Here is a 15,967-nt window from a genome sequence, read left to right as displayed (position 1 = left end):
GAAAAGCGCCAACTGATTTCAGTTGGCGCTTTTTCATTAACAGGACTGACGCTCAATTGTTTTGAAGGTTAGTACCATCTTACTCATTTCAAAACTTCTGTTGGCAATTCTATCTAGTAGCAGTTTCGCACCATTTTCACCCGCTTTATCAAATGCATAGTTAAATGTTGATAAGGTTGGGGTACACACTGATGCGAGCTCATCATCACCAACTCCTAGCACTAAAACGTCTTTACCCGGTGTTAACCCGAGCTCTTGAATCGCTCTCATCGCACCGATAGCAATACGGTCTGTCGCACAGAACAAGCCATCTAGCTTAGGGTTCTTTGTTAAGTGTTGTTTTGCCAATGAATAGCCAGAATCGATGGTAAAGTCACCACGAGCATGGAAGGCGATCTCAAAACCATGGTGTTGCAGCGCTTGAACAAATCCTTCAGAGCGTTGCTTATCTACCGCGATATCGTCACCTTGCACGCCAATAAAACCCATGGTTTGGCAACCTTTTGCAACCAGTCTATTTCCCGCTTCAAACCCTACTCGTGCGTCATCATGAATGATGCTTGGAATATTAAACATGGAACCATCTTGACCGACGAGCACAACTGGAACGGCTGAGTTTTGAATTGCTTTTACCAGCTTGGAATCGAGGTGGGTGGCGTAAAGAATGATCCCTTCAACCCGTTTTTGGTTAAAGATCTGAATGTATTCCAGTTCTTTTTCGTGGGCTTGGTGAGTGCTAGCAAGTAAGACATGTTTCCCTGCTTTTTCAAGGACATCGGTTAATCCATCGACACCTTGGGATGTGGCATGAGAGGAAACCCGAGGAACAATGACACCAACCAGATTGGTCTTTTGAGATTTTAGATCTTTAGCGACTTGGTTTGGCACATAGCCACACTCCGCTACTGCTTGGCGGACTTTCAGTTTTGTCGCTTCTTTTACGCCATATTCATCGTTTATAACCCGTGACACTGTTGATTTTGATACGCCAGCCAGACGGGCGACATCATGCAGACTCGCCATTGTTCCTATCCATTCTGTTTTTCGTTTTTGGGATTGTTTGCAAAGAGAAGATGAAAAGCTCTTTGATAAGTAGCGATTCTAACCTCCTATACTGCTCTTAGGGAGAGAATTTGACGATCATTCTCACATTCTCTCTGCTTTATCTTTGATCATTTGGTTTTATTGAGCAAAAATCTGTTTTGCAAACGTTCCCGAAAATTTCGCAAGCTCAGATAATAATCCAATGGGGTATGAAATGAATTATCCGGCAGTAGCAAAAGAGTTGTTAACTCTATTAGGTGGTAAAAGCAACATCACCGCACTTGCGCATTGTGCGACACGCTTACGCCTTGCCGTTGCAGATGAGCAAAAAATAGATGAACAAGCGATTGATAGCCTTGAAGGAGTAAAAGGGCAGTTCAAAGTTGCGGGTCAGTACCAAATCATTTTTGGATCTGGCATCGTAAACCAAGTTTATGCAGAAATGGCGAAGTTGACGGGGATGAGTGAAATGTCCACCAACGACGTTGCGTCTGCTGGCGCAGAGAAACAAAACATTGTTCAGCGCGCGGTGAAAGGGCTGTCTGATATTTTCGTTCCAATCATTCCAGCAATCGTCGCTGGTGGTTTGTTGATGGGTATCTATAACCTATTGACTGCTCAAGGCTTGTTCATTGATGGCAAATCTTTGATTGATGCCAACCCAGGACTGACAGACTTGGCGAACATGATCAACACGTTTGCGAACGCGCCGTTTGTTTACCTGCCTATTCTGCTGGCATTTTCAGCCAGTAAGAAGTTTGGCGGTAACCCATATTTAGGGGCGGCGCTAGGTATGTTGATGGTTCACCCTGACTTGCTGAATGGTTGGGGATTCGGCGGCGCATCTGTGTCTGGCAACATTCCGGTTTGGAATATTCTTGGCTTTGAAATCCAAAAAGTGGGCTACCAAGGTTCGGTGTTACCGGTTTTGGTATCGGCATTCATTCTTGCGAAGGTTGAGCTAGGCTTACGTAAAGTCATACCTTCTGTTTTAGACAACCTTTTAACGCCATTACTGGCGATTTTCATAGCGGGTTTGCTGACGTTTACTGTCGTCGGTCCGTTCACGCGTGATATTGGTTTCCTATTGGGTGATGGTCTGAACTGGCTATACAACACTGCTGGCTTTGTTGGTGGTGCGGTATTTGGTCTTATTTATGCTCCGTTTGTTATTACTGGTATGCATCACAGCTTCATTGCGATTGAAACTCAACTTCTTGCGGATATTGCGACGACGGGCGGCACCTTTATCTTTCCTATTGCGGCGATGTCTAACGTTTCTCAAGGAGCGGCAGCGTTGGCGGTGGGCGTGATGAGCAAAGATAAGAAGATGAAAGGTATTGCGATTCCATCTGGTGTTACGGGTTTGCTAGGTATTACAGAACCGGCTATGTTTGGTGTTAACTTAAAACTACGTTACCCATTTATTGCGGCAGTTTGCGCTGCGGCGTTATCAAGTGCGTTCATCACAATGTTTAATGTGAAAGCTCAGGCATTGGGCGCAGCTGGTCTTCCAGGCATCATTTCCATTACGCCAGAGAAGATTGGGTACTACATCGCGGGTATGGTGATCGCGTTCTTGACCGCATTTGTTCTCACCATTGTTCTTGGTATGCGTGACCGCGCTAAAGTCGGTAGAAAAGCAGCGGCTTAATCTGAACTCCTTAGGGGTGGAGTCCCCCAAAATCCACTTCTTTTCCTAAATGTTTGGGGTGCTAGCCAAGCACTAATGGCTTGGCTAGCCTTTTTCAATTTTTACTTGGTAGTGAAGGTGTTCAACACGTTGGACTATCAGGGCTTTAATTTCAAGGTAAGCAAGATGAATCAAGTGTGGGTAACTGGTGATGCTGTTGTCGATCTAATACCGGAATCTGAGACTTCTTTACTCAAATGTCCCGGTGGTGCACCAGCGAATGTCGCCGTAGCAATTGCTCGTCTATCTGGTAAGAGTGCGTTTTTTGGACGTGTAGGTGATGACCCATTTGGTCGCTTCATGCAATCAACGCTCGATCAAGAGGGCGTGAGCACGGAGTTTCTCGTTAAAGATCCTGAGCAAAGAACATCAACAGTGGTGGTGGATTTAGACGAGCAAGGTGAGCGCAGCTTTACGTTTATGGTAAAACCGAGCGCTGATCAGTTTATGTCTGTTGAAGACATCCCAAACTTTAAGCAAGGTGACTGGCTACACGTTTGCTCAATTTCACTGGCAAATGAGCCAAGTAGAAGCAGCACATTTGAGGCGATCAAAAGAGCAAAAGCCGCTGGTGGTTTCATTAGCTTTGACCCTAACTTGCGTGATGAAGTGTGGCAAGATCAATCAGAAATCCAAGCTGTCGTGATGAAGGCTGTAGCGATGGCCGATGTGGTTAAGTTCTCTGAAGAAGAGCTTTTGTTCTTAACTGACTCAACGTCGATGGCGCAAGGTTTACAACAAATAGCCTCTTTGAATATTGCTTTGGTCTTGGTGACACAAGGTGCGAAAGGTGTTTGGCGCGTCTTTGAAAGTCAGAGTGAACTGATCACAGGTCAAGTCGTTAGTCCGATTGACACCACAGGTGCGGGTGATGCTTTTGTCGGAGGGCTACTGGCATGCCTGTCTCGGCATGACGATTGGAAAAATCATCCTGTTGTTAGCTCTGCGATTCAATGGGCAAATGGCTGTGGTGCATTAGCGACGACGCAAAAAGGCGCAATGACCGCGCTTCCGACCCAGACAGAGTTGCTGCAATTTATTGGGCAATGATCTTCAGATCCAATTTCAGTTGAGAAAAATTATGAGCTTAAACAACCGTTGGACTGTAGAGCAAAGATATCGCCGACTTGAGCAAATCCCTCAGTGTGATATCGAAGAAATGACACTTTCACGTCAGCAAGATAAAGGCTTTCCTAGTTTTCATATCGCCCCTAGATTTGGGCTGTTAAATGACCCAAATGGGTTGTGCTATTTCAATGGTGAGCACCACATCTTTTACCAGTGGACGCCTGTGGGACCAGTCCATGGAATGAAGTATTGGTATCACCTTTCTACTAAAGACTTCATCCATTTTACTGATCATGGCGTGGGTCTTCATCCCGACCAAGACTACGATTCACATGGTGTCTATTCGGGCGGCGCTTTGGTGGAAAACAACAAGGCTTTGCTGTTTTTTACTGGCAACAAGCGTGACCAAAACTGGAATCGAATCCCAACACAGTGTTTTGCCACCATGGATTCAGACGGTAGCATTGAAAAGCACGGTGTAGTCATTGAGAACGAACATTACACGGAGCACTTTCGTGACCCAAAAGTTTGGAAGAAAGGCGACGACTATTTGATGGTGGTGGGTGCTCAAACCAAAACCGAGCATGGTTCTATGGCGCTCTATCAAAGCAAAGATTTGAAAACGTGGCAGCATAAAGGTCCTATCAAGACCAAGTTCTCTGACCTTGGGTACATGTGGGAGTGTCCTGATTTATTTGAGATTAATGGTCAATCGGTGATGCTGTTTTCTCCACAGGGCGTGAGCAGTAGTAATCCTTATGATTTCAAAAACATCTATTCTGTCGCGTATATCGTGGGTGATCAGTTGAACCTAGAGTCGATGACTTTAGAAAACCACCAAGATATTTTACAGCCAGATTATGGGTTTGATTTCTACGCCCCACAAACCTATTTAGATGAGAATGGGCGTCGCATTCTTATTGCATGGATAGGGTTGCCAGAAATCGACACGCCATCGGTCACACACCAGTGGGCAGGAATGTTGTCTCTTCCTAGAGAACTAACGTTGAAAGATGGTTTTCTTGTTCAAACTCCACTCCCTGAATTGGAGAGTTTAAGAAAAGAAGAGGTAGTCTTTGCACAGTCCCATACACTGGAAAGCACAAGTTGTTTGATCCAATTAGACCTTGAGGGCGATGGCTTTGAACTTGAGCTGAGTAACCTCAAAGGTGACAACATCGTCTTTAGTGCGACAAAGCACGAGTTTATGCTGGACCGTCGTCACATGTCTCATTTGTACGCAGAAGAATTTGGTAGCATTCGAAAAGCACCAAGATTGGACGCTAAGCAGACGATTGATATATATATCGACAATTCTGTCATCGAGATTTTCATTAATGGTGGCAAACACACGATGACCAGTCGTTTCTTTATTGATGACCTTAGTAAAGTAACGTTGATAGGTTTGGAACAAGCAAGGCTTTTCCCTTTGAAAGGTATAACTGGTTTGTTTGAATCAGCTAAGTAACGGTTTCGAATACATTAAAACGCCCTTCATTGATTTAGTGAAGGGCGTTTTTCTTTCTAACTATCTAACTTAACTGCCTATCACGCACGTAAGTTGTTTGAACTAAGGTATCCAGAACAACTTCATTCTTGGTGACTTTGAAGTTTAGCGGTTGTTCTAAATCCCCAAATAGAGGTGCGCCGCCGCCAAGTAGGATAGGGAAGCGCGTGATCACCATTTCATCGATAAGATCTTCTTTCAGGAAGTTCTGAATCGTCACTCCGCCGTCGATGTAAAGATCGTTAAAGCCTTTTGCGTTTAGCTCCGCAAGCACATCTTTTTGCTCGCCTTTTACTAGAAAGACTTTGTCTTCGTAGCCTTGTGGCACTTCTGTCATGGTATTGCTGAGTACAAACACAGGTTTGCTGTATGGCCAATCGCAATCAAAGCTCAGTACGACATCTAGGGTGTTGCGCCCCATTACCAAGCCATCAATACGCTCCATCAGTGAGAAGAAACCAGTATCAATGTTGTCTGGATTTGGTACTGAATGTAGCCAGTCGAGTTTGCCCTGCTTATCTGCGATGTAACCGTCCAGACTGGTTGCAATAAATACGATATTTGCCATGAGTACCTCATCAAAATGGTGATGCTTGAGCCAAGCTAAAGTATGGTTTAAAATTAATTCTACAATGTAGAATAAGTATGAGTTTATCGAGAAGATCAAATGTCTGTCAACGAAAAGAAACGCGGGAGACCAGCCGCTAAGCAGTCGCAGTTAAGCGCAGAAAGCATCCTAGATACAGCTAAGTCATTGATGAAAAAGGATAGCAAGGTACCAAGTATTCGCTCGTTAGCGACGCAATTAAATGTGGATCCTATGGCGATCTATTACTACTTCAAAAACAAGAATGCGTTGCTTGAAGCGTTGACCACATCGCTGGTGGAGGAAATTTATCAACCGAAAGTGAATGAAGATTGGCAAGGCGAACTCAAAAATTTGTGTATTAGCTACATTGAACTGCTGCGTGAGTACAACGGGTTATTGCAAACCATGCTGAGCATGACATCGTATGGCCCTGCTCAAGTGTTTACCGAGCGCTATCAAATCATTGTTCAGCCTTTGGCACTGTCTCCGCAAGTGGAGAAAGACAGTTTGGATCTATTGGCAGATTACCTACACGGGTTCGCTTTCTCGATCAGTTGTTGCCACGATACGAGTTTGATTCAGACGGAGATGATGGATGGGCCGTTGAATCTGATCTGTTCTTCGTTATTGGCATCTCGAACCTAGTTCACATTATCGCGACGTTTTTACTTATAGCGTGAAAGAAAATCCCATAACCAAAGGTTCTAACTAAAAGAGATTGCAGGACTTTTATTTAGCGAATTCGACCTAATATCTTGAGTATGCCTAATCGCAGTTGGCGAAGAGGTGATGTTAATAATGCTTGCTGGCGCGTAAGACCCGTCAGTTTGAAGATGCATTCAAACACAATAAGGGAAAACAATGGCTAACGAATACATTCCACCAAAAGTTTGGACAAACGATAATGAAAACGGCGGTCAGTGGGCGAGCATCAACCGTCCGGATTCTGGCGCACGTCATGAGCAAGAGCTTCCAGTTGGTGAGCACCCATTCCAACTTTACTCAATGGGTACCCCAAATGGTCAGAAAGTGACGATCATGTTTGAAGAGCTTTTGGCGGCTGGCGTAACGGCAGCAGAATACGATGCATACCTGATTAAGATTGGCGATGGCGACCAGTTTGGCTCTGGCTTTGTGGCTGTTAACCCAAACTCTAAAATTCCGGCATTGGTTGACCGTTCGGGTTCTGAGCCAGTGAACGTGTTTGAATCTGGCAACATCTTGTTTTATCTAGCAGAGAAGTTTGATCATTTCTTACCAAAAGAAGGCGCTAAGCGTGCTGAGGTAATGAGCTGGTTATTCTGGCTGCAAGGTTCTGCGCCATATCTAGGCGGTGGTTTTGGTCACTTCTACGCGTACGCACCAGAGAAGTTCGAGTACCCAATCAACCGCTTTACAATGGAAGCAAAACGTCAGTTAGATGTATTAGACAAGCGTCTTGCGAACAATGAATTCCTAGGTGGCGATGAGTACAGCATCGCTGATATCGCAACATGGCCATGGTACGGCAACCTTGTGTTGGGTCGTGCTTACGATGCGGCCGAATTCTTAGACGTAGAAAGCTACAAAAACGTTGTGCGTTGGGCAAAAGTAATTGATGAGCGTGAAGCGGTAAAACGTGGTCGAATTGTGAACCGTTCATGGGGTGAAGAATGGGAGCAGTTACCTGAGCGCCACAGCGCAGAAGATATTGATAAAGTATTGAAACTTAAACCATAAGCAATCTTGGCCTAGCTACGTCAAATGAGTTTAGTTTTATCTATGCTTATACAGTGACCTTAATCAAATCTATAGCGCACCATATACGGTGCGCTATTTTTATTCTCATTTAGTCTCGAAATGCTAATTTATATCACCTCTTGAAGAGCATTTAGTTCGTAGATGAATCTTTAATGTATTTATATATTATGATGCAAAACAAAGCTCATATTTCCATGTTAAATATGGACTGGTCATACTGCTTTCTAATAATTAAATTATTTAAAAATTATAAACTGATTTTATATCCATTATAAATAAAATTAATGATAATTAATATTTGACATAACCTCTAAATTTATGTGGAATATGCGAGTTGATTTGTTTTGAAGAAATAAAATTAATTTCTAGTACTTTTATTTAAGACAAGCTTAGCTTTTAGCGATGTTTAATTATTAATGCTTATATCATGAAAGAGGATATGTATGATGTCGTCGTTTGAGTCGTACTGGGTTGGGATACGTCAAAGAATAGCCGAACAAACCGAAGGTAACCGCAGTTTAAAGTCTCTAGTCATTAAAAAGCAGCGTGTGAACTTAAATAACAGTGGGTTATCCTTTCGCGCTAAGTCCGGATGCCTTATTCCTCACTGTTATACCAAGTTCTCTGATGAGATAAACCTAAAAACATCGAAAAAATCGTCTCTTAGTTTTAAAAAAGGAAAGCTGTATTTTTCTCCAGTTTAATAATAAATGAAATTTGCATAAATTATAATATTAGGTTTTTAAATTTATCGATAATTAATTACGATTTTATGATGCGTTTTCAATATGTTTTCTTGGTAAATAATTAGCTGGGCTTATTGTTGATTGTTTTTGTTGTTTCCTATTTAGATATGGATAAAAGCTCAACTACTTTTCCTATACCAACTTACTCCCTGAATTGACTTGCGCGCTTTTTCTCTCCTCTCAAAAAAACATAGCGTTACGGAATTATTTTCGCTCCTGTTTCATTCTTCAAGACGAAAGCTCTACCTACCTCTCATTATTTTCGACAAACATTGAGTAAAAGTAACCAATCGTAACAAGGTGGCTGTAACTGAGCGCCGTTTCAATATACTCGTTTTTTAACTAGGTAATCCCGCGCTTTGAATTCATTCGGGTACCGTTTGTAAGCCTTAAATGCTACTAAGATAAGATGTCATGATGAGAAAAAGTACTATATTACACACAGTGTTAATTACAGGGTTCGCTGCTGTATCCTCGTTGGCTTATGCTGCGCCTTCAGTTGTGCCAAATGCGCCGGAACTCAGTTCTCGTGGTTATGTTTTGATGGACTTCCATACGGGGAAAGTACTGGTTGAACGTGATGCCCACAAACGTTTAAACCCCGCGAGTTTAACGAAGTTGATGACTGCTTATGTAGCTGGTCAAGAAATTAATACAGGCAATATTACGTTGAATGATGAGGTTGTCATCAGCCGAAATGCTTGGGCAAAAAATTTCCCAGATTCTTCAAAAATGTTTATTGAAGTCAATACTTCCGTTTCTTTGTCTGACTTATACCGTGGTCTGATTGTTCAATCTGGTAACGATGCCAGTGTCGCTATTGCTGAGCATGTTGCGGGAAGTGAATCAGGGTTTGTGAGTTTGATGAATAGTTGGGCCGCCAAGCTTGAATTGTCTAACACGGCATTCACCAACCCTCACGGCCTAGACAGTGACGGTTTATATTCGACACCTTATGATATTGCCAAGTTGGGCCAAGCGATTATTCGTGACTTACCTGATATCTATCCGCTGTATAGCGAAACCTCGTTTACTTACAATGGCATCACTCAATACAACCGTAATGGCTTGCTTCGTGATCGTAGTATGAATGTCGATGGCATGAAAACTGGTTATACAAGCGGCGCGGGTTATAGTCTAGCGACTTCTGCAACACAAGGTGATATGCGTTTGATTGCCGTAGTGATGGGAGCGAAGAGTGAGAATGTTCGTGAATCAGAAAGCAAGCAGCTGTTGAGTTATGGCTTCCGCTTTTACGATACGGTAATGCCGACTGAGGCGGGTGCGGAACTTGCGAAAGCTCGAGTTTGGATGGGCGAAAAAGACGAGCTTACTGTCGGCGTAGCTAACGATGTTTATCTCACTTTGCCAAAAGGAGATGTAAAAAATCTGCAAGCGGAAGTTGAATACAACGGTGATTTAGTTGCGCCAATTTCTGAGCAACAAGTGGTTGGTAAAGTGCTTTACAAAGTCGACGGTAAGGTCGTAAATGAAGCCGAGCTCGTTGCATTGGAGTCCGTGGAGGAAGGCAGTTTATTCAAGCGAATTTTAGACTGGTTTAAGCAATTGGTCGCTAGCTGGTTCTAAACAGTAGCGAACTTCTGTCTATATCACTCTATCTTGTTAATGTTCTATTAAATCAATTTACTAAGGCGACCAACGTGGTCGCCTTACGTTTTTGGAATACTCGTTGCGTTAAAACACAGGCCCTCTTGTAAGGGTGTGTTTTTACCTGACCAAGAGCGTTTTGTGTTTTTGGGTGCGAGAGAAAAGAAACTAGAACAAGAATGGAGTGACACGTGCACAAGATTTTATCTTTGACATTGATTTTATCGCTCATGGGCTGCGCTATGCCTTACCAGCAGGAGGTCGATAGCGGCCAATGTGTTGGAGTCATGACCTCTCAGGATGCATATGGTTATTTAAACCCAAACCATTACACGATGCAGGTACTCGCGCTAAAGCAAGAAAAAGATGTGAAAGATTATATTCGCTATATCGATCCTAAGCATCCGGTTTGGGTTAACTGGAAAAACAGCCGAGGCACGCGTTGGTATACGGTAACTGTTGGTGATTTTAAAACGAAGCAGGATGCCTACAATGCGCTTTCTTCATTACCAAGCCGTGTAAAGCAGTCATCCCCGTTTGTGCTGACTTTTGCGGAAATGCAGCGTAAGCAACAAACGAGTGTTGTGAGAATGCGTTAACCAACAAAAAACGGAAGCGATGGCTTCCGTTTTTGTATTTAGGAGTAAGCTTAAAGCGCCGCTAAAATCGTTTCTGCTTTGCTTGCTTCAAACTCTTTTGGCTCTTCAACGTTTAGCTTAGTCACTGTGCCGTTTTCAATGATCATTGCGTAACGTTGTGAGCGAATACCACCAAAGCCGCCTGTATCCATTTCAAGACCTAATGCTTTAGTAAAGCTAGCGTCGCCATCACCCAACATCAAAATCTCAGAAGCGTTTTGAGCTTCGCCCCACGCTTGCATCACAAATGCATCGTTTACAGAAACGCACGCAATTAAATCAACACCTTTTGCCTTTAGCTCATCAGCTAATACCACATAGCCTGGTAGATGGGCTTCTGAACAGGTAGGGGTGAATGCGCCAGGTACAGCAAAGAGTACGACTTTCTTGTTCGCAAACAGTTCTGTAACGTCGTGGTTCACCATACCATCGGCAGTCAACTCACTTAGAGTTGCAACTGGTAGAGCTTGGCCTTGTTGAATCATGATTCTATTCCTTTTTGTGTGCTAGTTTAGCTTTCTCAGTCTAGCGTTTATAAATGCGGTTAACCACAGAGTTTTTGTAGGGTTTTAATACCTACGCGTTTGGCCTAAGGCGTGGCACTGATGCCTTTATTGCAAAGCTTCGTGCTGGTTTACGTATTGGCTAACAAGGTGACGATATTTCGCCTTTAACTCGTTATCGATAAAGCTGGCATCAATCGCGTTCATTGTAAATTGGGCAAGTTCACTCTTACTCATTGGATGTGCGTTGTTGACGGCCAGAAAGTTATCCGTCATGTAGCCACCAAAGTACACAGGATCGTCTGAGTTAATCGTTACAGCGACACCTTTTCGTAGCAAATCCACAATATTGTGATCTTTCATATCGTCGAATACACATAGCTTAAGATTCGATAACGGACACACTGTCAGTGGCATTTGGCTTTCGATTAAGGATTCAACTAATGCTTCATCATCAACACAGCGAACACCGTGATCCACGCGGCTCACGTAAAGCATTTCAATTGCATCGCTAATATTTTGTGCGGGGCCTTCTTCACCTGCGTGAGCAACGGTAAGTAAGCCTTCTTCTACTGCTTGTTTAAATACGCGCTTGAATTTAGCTGGCGGATGACCTTGTTCTGAAGAATCTAGTCCAACACCAATGATCTTATCACGGTGTTTCAGAATAGCCTGTAGGGTCTCTATGGCGCTCTCTTCTGAAAGGTGACGGAGAAAACACGCAATAATTTGCGAGGTAATGCCAAGTTTTTCGTGACCATCTTTTAGCGCACGAGCGATTCCATTGATAACAGTGTCAAAGTCTATGCCGCGTTCTGTGTGTGTTTGAGGGTCAAAAAAGATTTCGGTATGAATAACGTTGTCTTCTTTACAGTGCAGTAAGTATTCCCAAGTGAGATCGTAAAAATCTTGCTCCGTACGCAGAACTCCCGCTCCTTGGTAATAGAGGTCGAGAAATGATTGTAAGTCTGTAAACTGATATGCGCTGCGTAGTTCACTCGGAGAAGAGTAAGGGATCTCGATGCCGTTTCGTTTTGCTAATTTGAATAAGAGTTCCGGCTCAAGTGAACCTTCGATATGTAAGTGCAGCTCTACTTTTGGAAGACCTTGAATAAATGCGTTCATATTCCACCTTATGTGTATTGTGGATGCAGTTACTCTAAGAATAGGTATAGATAGAAATAAATCGAACGCTATCACAAAGAGTAAGACCCACGATGATCTCAACTCTTCGTAATCAGCACTTTGCGGGAACTGGTAGAGACCCCCAAACCATATCATTGGGGTTATACGAAGCAAACGAGAGGGATTATACGCAAAAATATCGCTTTGGCTATACGCAAATAACCTAACTGTCATTAGTCACGGGTTTTCCTGTGAGCGAAACGACTATTTGCAAGTCACTTGAGTATAGAGGAGCCAGTTGTTTTTGCGTGTGTGAGAGGCACGTGTAATTAGAAGAGTAGTCTAAAAGAGTGGAGATTCGTTTGAGCAAAGGTAGGTGGCGGTACCTTGCACAACGATAAAGGCAGAGAAAGCACTAGAGAGCATTTATAGATCGAATAACTTATCAAATTCTCTTTGTTCCATAATGTCTTCTATGCGGCGTCGAGTTTTCTGCTTTACCGCCGCCGCGTTTTGTTCAGACTCTTTTTTGTCTTTTTCTGACTGCTTCTTACTTTTTCTAGCCATTGGATACCTTCCAAATTAGTTGCATTATCCATTAATGCATGAAAACTGAATCAGTTAACAGTAAAACTTCCTAACTTTGAACCTGAATCACAGAGAATAGTTCCAGATTGCGTTTTCTCACAATATTCAAAATCGATCATGAAGCTATGAGAAAGAAGTTTCGGTAATACGTGCCTTCGTAAAATATCACCATTTAATTGATGTATTTTAGCGTTCCAAGAGGTTTGAGGTTGTTCTAAATTAAATTCAATTTCTAACATTTATTCTCCTGTTTTTTAGTGATTTTCTCTTTGTTAAGTAATTGATACCAATGCCTTTGACGGCCAGTTCTTTTTGAGGACATGATTTTTCCTATAAATAATAAATTAAGCAGTACTATTCAGTTTATTTTAGATAGCACAAAGCAATGCCTAAAATTAGGCTGAGTGATTGATGAAAGAATATTTTTGAAGGAGAGAGGTTTGGTGCAGCATGGGCATGCTACACCAAGAAAAGCAGTCTTATAGAGGAGTTACTTCAGTCGCTTGAGGACCTTTTTTACCTTGCTCTACATTGAAGCTTACTTTCTGACCTTCAGTCAGTGTTTTGAAACCGTCAGAAACGATAGCGTTAAAGTGTACGAATACATCTTGGCCGCCGTTGTCTTGAGATAGAAAACCGAAGCCTTTAGTTTCGTTAAACCATTTTACTGAACCAGTTACTTTCGACATAAAAATACCTTTGAATTAAACATTAAAATTATGATTTGTTTTGTGGATCTTTTCTAAGCTATTGAATGTTCAATCAAGAGGAAGTTGTACGCAGGTGTCTGAATTGGGGATTCAAGATTTTACTGAGAGGAAACTTAAACTAAATGTTGCATTAACAGCTCTCTTCTAAGAGCCAAGGCACACTATACACCTTGTTTAGAAAATAGCTACATTTATTTTAGATAAATTAAATGTGCTCATTATTAACTCGATAAATTGTATTGTTCGAAAAAGTTGAATAAGTAGAACGAATAGTATGGCTCATAATTTTAGCTCATCAACCTAAAATAGAACCTTATAGATAGCCATAGATTAAACATGCGATTTGCAAGCGGTCACAAAGATAAACTAGGAGAACTAGTATGAGTACATTCAGAGAAATTCGTCAGCTTATTCCTGCGCAACCTACTGCTGATGGTGATGGAGTGAAAATTCGCCGAGTAGCGGGTTTCAATCATGCTAGTTTTTCTCCATTTTTGATGATGGATGAACTCAAATCAGAAGACCGCGCTGACTATATCGGCGGTTTCCCTCCGCATCCGCACCGAGGTATTGAGACGCTTACTTATATGTTGAAAGGTCATTTCCAGCATCGTGATCATATGGATAATGTTGGTGAGCTTCGTTCCGGTGGTGCACAGTGGATGGCGGCAGGAAGAGGCGTCATCCATAGCGAAATGCCTATTATGAAGGAAGGCGAATTGCATGGTTTCCAAATTTGGATTAACCAGCCTGCGAAAAATAAGATGCAGCCAGCTCAATATCATGACTTTCAACCTGAAACGATCACTGAGTTTGATACTCCGAATACGGGGGTTGTACGTTTGATTGCGGGTCATATGACTATAAACAACGAACGAATTCAGGGGCCGCTAACAGAGACAGGTGTTGCTGCCACGGTAGCCGATTGGAGAGCGATGGGGGGGCAAGCTTTGAATTTGAACACGGATCAAGACAACAACATGATGCTCTATGTCTATAAAGGTCGTATTCAATTAAAAGGTCGTGAGATCAATCAAGGCGAAATGGCCATTTTATCGAAAGGTGAATGGGTTGAATTGCAGGCCGAAAAAGAGAGTGGTGCACTGATCTTTATTGGTGAGCCAATTAATGAACCCGTGGTGCATTATGGCCCTTTTGTCATGAATAGCATGGAAGAGATAGAACAAGCCATCCAAGATTACAACTCTGGGTTGTTTGAAACTTACTAGTTTGGACTGCCTACTCGCTTTTTCAGTTAGCGAGCAAATTAAAACAGTTTTGAGCCTGAATATTGGGCTCGACCAGAAGCAAATACGATAATCCACTGCCATCGAATTTGCGTTAGCCACGTTTAATCCACGTGGCTTTTTTCTACTTCTGACTCCATCGTATGATGGCTTCCTTTCCTGCTTCAATTCCTAACTCATAAGCATGACGCAGTGGTGCTGGCGATCGACTCAGCCGTTTCAACTTGAATGTTTCAGGAGGACACACTTGAATGATTTCGATACCAGGTGGTGGGTTGTTGATCAGCGCTAAGGTCTGATTGTAGCGAACTTCACGTGTCAACATCGGTTCAATTAATCCGGGCGTTTCTTTCAACATCCTCCTAGTTAGGGCGCTGAATCTTCCTCTTGGCTTTTGATAGCTTGCGGGTTGGCTGCGTAAAACCATAATTTTTTTGGCTCCTCGCTTTATTGCTTCTGCAACAGGAAGTGCGTCTGAGACGCCACCATCAACGTATTGAATTCCGTTCAGTGATACGCCATTTCGGTAAAGTACAGGCAGTGCGCTGCTGGCTTTCATTGTTTCTGCCAAGTCGTCGACATCAGGAAGGTGGTACTCCGCTTGCCCATTGTCTTGACGCGTCACGCCTAAAAAGAAAGGTCGTGAATCAGCTTTGAGCGCAGATTTATCGATGCCAAGTTCTTCGAGGGTGACATTCCACATCCAGTCTAAGTTCATCATATCACCACCACGTAGAAGTTGAGATGGAGAGATAAATTCTTTTCTTAAGCTGTAATCGAGGTAGATTTTTAAGTTACGTCCGGGCATTTTAGCTAAGTAGGCAGCCAAGTTGCTAGCACCCGCAGACACTCCCCAAAAGCTATCAAATGGAGAGAACTCGCTAGCAAGAAAATGATCGAGTATGCCGCATGAAAATACGCCTCGCATGGCTCCACCTTCGACAATCAATGCTCGAGAGCCTACTTTTTCCATCACTTCGCTCCACTCTTTATCAATCGGATAATAGCGTGCAGCTTAACGCATAATGGTTTTATACCCAAGTGGGCCAAAGGTCTAGGTTGCGTTCCTTTGAATAAAAAGGGCATCAACGGATGCCCTTGTCACTTTTAGCCTATGGAATTGCGGGTAATTGAGTCGCTAATTTAGTGAAGGAGACCGAG

At 42.8% G+C, this 15,967-nt stretch carries 16 protein-coding genes and 1 riboswitch; of the genes, 8 read left to right on the top strand and 8 right to left on the bottom strand.

The window, feature by feature from the left end; translation table 11 throughout:
- Positions 1-36 precede the first annotated feature (36 nt).
- Positions 37-1,023: a LacI family DNA-binding transcriptional regulator gene (locus R7190_RS08605; RefSeq protein WP_005373712.1), complete on the bottom strand. Its 987-nt coding sequence runs from the start codon at positions 1,021-1,023 to the stop codon at positions 37-39.
- Positions 1,024-1,258: 235 nt separating this feature from the next.
- Between R7190_RS08605 and R7190_RS08600 the strand changes: the two genes are divergently transcribed.
- The 3 genes from R7190_RS08600 to R7190_RS08590 all read left to right on the top strand — a co-directional run bounded on the left by R7190_RS08600 (position 1,259) and on the right by R7190_RS08590 (position 5,273).
- On the top strand, positions 1,259-2,698 hold the full coding sequence (locus tag R7190_RS08600; RefSeq protein WP_025767958.1) for a sucrose-specific PTS transporter subunit IIBC: 1,440 nt from the start codon (positions 1,259-1,261) through the stop codon (positions 2,696-2,698).
- A 165-nt stretch (positions 2,699-2,863) separates the two neighbouring features.
- Positions 2,864-3,787, top strand: a complete 924-nt coding sequence (locus tag R7190_RS08595) for an aminoimidazole riboside kinase (RefSeq protein WP_017819849.1) — start codon at positions 2,864-2,866, stop codon at positions 3,785-3,787.
- A gap of 31 nt (positions 3,788-3,818) precedes the next feature.
- On the top strand, positions 3,819-5,273 hold the full coding sequence (locus tag R7190_RS08590) for a sucrose-6-phosphate hydrolase (RefSeq protein WP_186585467.1): 1,455 nt from the start codon (positions 3,819-3,821) through the stop codon (positions 5,271-5,273).
- Between the two features lie 64 nt (positions 5,274-5,337).
- Here the strand turns inward: R7190_RS08590 and R7190_RS08585 are convergent, their stop codons facing one another.
- Complete coding sequence (locus R7190_RS08585; RefSeq protein WP_054576134.1) at positions 5,338-5,880, bottom strand: dihydrofolate reductase family protein; 543 nt, start codon at positions 5,878-5,880, stop codon at positions 5,338-5,340.
- 99 nt (positions 5,881-5,979) lie between these two features.
- On the opposite strand from R7190_RS08585, the gene R7190_RS08580 reads away from it, so the two are divergent.
- From R7190_RS08580 to R7190_RS08565, 4 genes are all read left to right on the top strand, one after another.
- Positions 5,980-6,546: a TetR/AcrR family transcriptional regulator gene (locus R7190_RS08580; protein WP_054576133.1), complete on the top strand. Its 567-nt coding sequence runs from the start codon at positions 5,980-5,982 to the stop codon at positions 6,544-6,546.
- Between the two features lie 216 nt (positions 6,547-6,762).
- Positions 6,763-7,620 carry a glutathione-dependent disulfide-bond oxidoreductase gene (gene yghU / locus R7190_RS08575; RefSeq protein ID WP_186585465.1) on the top strand — a complete coding sequence of 286 codons (858 nt, stop codon included), beginning with the start codon at positions 6,763-6,765 and terminating at the stop codon, positions 7,618-7,620.
- Between the two features lie 1,184 nt (positions 7,621-8,804).
- On the top strand, positions 8,805-9,974 hold the full coding sequence (locus R7190_RS08570; RefSeq protein WP_017819852.1) for a D-alanyl-D-alanine carboxypeptidase family protein: 1,170 nt from the start codon (positions 8,805-8,807) through the stop codon (positions 9,972-9,974).
- Positions 9,975-10,186: 212 nt separating this feature from the next.
- On the top strand, positions 10,187-10,594 hold the full coding sequence (locus R7190_RS08565; protein WP_005373701.1) for an SPOR domain-containing protein: 408 nt from the start codon (positions 10,187-10,189) through the stop codon (positions 10,592-10,594).
- A 50-nt stretch (positions 10,595-10,644) separates the two neighbouring features.
- Here R7190_RS08565 and R7190_RS08560 read toward each other — a convergent pair whose 3' ends face one another.
- The 5 genes from R7190_RS08560 to R7190_RS08540 form a co-directional block, all read right to left on the bottom strand.
- Positions 10,645-11,118: a peroxiredoxin gene (locus tag R7190_RS08560; protein ID WP_005373699.1), complete on the bottom strand. Its 474-nt coding sequence runs from the start codon at positions 11,116-11,118 to the stop codon at positions 10,645-10,647.
- 126 nt (positions 11,119-11,244) lie between these two features.
- Positions 11,245-12,261: an adenosine deaminase gene (locus R7190_RS08555; protein WP_017819853.1), complete on the bottom strand. Its 1,017-nt coding sequence runs from the start codon at positions 12,259-12,261 to the stop codon at positions 11,245-11,247.
- 89 nt (positions 12,262-12,350) lie between these two features.
- A riboswitch (purine riboswitch) is annotated at positions 12,351-12,450 on the bottom strand.
- Positions 12,451-12,687: 237 nt separating this feature from the next.
- Complete coding sequence (locus R7190_RS08550) at positions 12,688-12,828, bottom strand: PA3496 family putative envelope integrity protein (protein ID WP_017633782.1); 141 nt, start codon at positions 12,826-12,828, stop codon at positions 12,688-12,690.
- Positions 12,829-12,878: 50 nt separating this feature from the next.
- Entirely contained in the window at positions 12,879-13,088 is a 210-nt protein-coding gene (locus R7190_RS08545) for a hypothetical protein (protein ID WP_005373692.1), read from the bottom strand.
- A 240-nt stretch (positions 13,089-13,328) separates the two neighbouring features.
- On the bottom strand, positions 13,329-13,538 hold the full coding sequence (locus R7190_RS08540) for a cold-shock protein (protein ID WP_005373691.1): 210 nt from the start codon (positions 13,536-13,538) through the stop codon (positions 13,329-13,331).
- 401 nt (positions 13,539-13,939) lie between these two features.
- On the opposite strand from R7190_RS08540, the gene R7190_RS08535 reads away from it, so the two are divergent.
- The gene (locus tag R7190_RS08535; protein WP_017635146.1) at positions 13,940-14,788 is read left to right on the top strand and encodes a pirin family protein; all 849 of its coding nucleotides are present in this window, start codon (positions 13,940-13,942) and stop codon (positions 14,786-14,788) included.
- 142 nt (positions 14,789-14,930) lie between these two features.
- On the opposite strand, the gene R7190_RS08530 is transcribed toward R7190_RS08535, so the two are convergent.
- Positions 14,931-15,779, bottom strand: coding sequence for a patatin family protein (locus R7190_RS08530; RefSeq protein ID WP_005373688.1), 849 nt, complete (start codon positions 15,777-15,779; stop codon positions 14,931-14,933).
- Positions 15,780-15,967 lie beyond the last annotated feature (188 nt).

The organism is Vibrio sp. 1078-1, from assembly GCF_033340475.1.
This window is presented reverse-complemented; position numbering and strand designations above follow the sequence as displayed.

Bases quoted from the DNA above. Each gene is read 5' to 3' on its own strand.
- R7190_RS08605 (WP_005373712.1), bottom strand. From the start codon at position 1,023: ATGGCGAGTCTGCATGATGTCGCCCGTCTGGCTGGCGTATCAAAATCA.
- R7190_RS08600 (WP_025767958.1), top strand. From the start codon at position 1,259: ATGAATTATCCGGCAGTAGCAAAAGAGTTGTTAACTCTATTAGGTGGT.
- R7190_RS08595 (WP_017819849.1), top strand. From the start codon at position 2,864: ATGAATCAAGTGTGGGTAACTGGTGATGCTGTTGTCGATCTAATACCG.
- R7190_RS08590 (WP_186585467.1), top strand. From the start codon at position 3,819: ATGAGCTTAAACAACCGTTGGACTGTAGAGCAAAGATATCGCCGACTT.
- R7190_RS08585 (WP_054576134.1), bottom strand. From the start codon at position 5,880: ATGGCAAATATCGTATTTATTGCAACCAGTCTGGACGGTTACATCGCA.
- R7190_RS08580 (WP_054576133.1), top strand. From the start codon at position 5,980: ATGTCTGTCAACGAAAAGAAACGCGGGAGACCAGCCGCTAAGCAGTCG.
- yghU (WP_186585465.1), top strand. From the start codon at position 6,763: ATGGCTAACGAATACATTCCACCAAAAGTTTGGACAAACGATAATGAA.
- R7190_RS08570 (WP_017819852.1), top strand. From the start codon at position 8,805: ATGAGAAAAAGTACTATATTACACACAGTGTTAATTACAGGGTTCGCT.
- R7190_RS08560 (WP_005373699.1), bottom strand. From the start codon at position 11,118: ATGATTCAACAAGGCCAAGCTCTACCAGTTGCAACTCTAAGTGAGTTG.
- R7190_RS08555 (WP_017819853.1), bottom strand. From the start codon at position 12,261: ATGAACGCATTTATTCAAGGTCTTCCAAAAGTAGAGCTGCACTTACAT.
- R7190_RS08550 (WP_017633782.1), bottom strand. From the start codon at position 12,828: ATGGCTAGAAAAAGTAAGAAGCAGTCAGAAAAAGACAAAAAAGAGTCT.
- R7190_RS08545 (WP_005373692.1), bottom strand. From the start codon at position 13,088: ATGTTAGAAATTGAATTTAATTTAGAACAACCTCAAACCTCTTGGAAC.
- R7190_RS08540 (WP_005373691.1), bottom strand. From the start codon at position 13,538: ATGTCGAAAGTAACTGGTTCAGTAAAATGGTTTAACGAAACTAAAGGC.
- R7190_RS08535 (WP_017635146.1), top strand. From the start codon at position 13,940: ATGAGTACATTCAGAGAAATTCGTCAGCTTATTCCTGCGCAACCTACT.
- R7190_RS08530 (WP_005373688.1), bottom strand. From the start codon at position 15,779: ATGGAAAAAGTAGGCTCTCGAGCATTGATTGTCGAAGGTGGAGCCATG.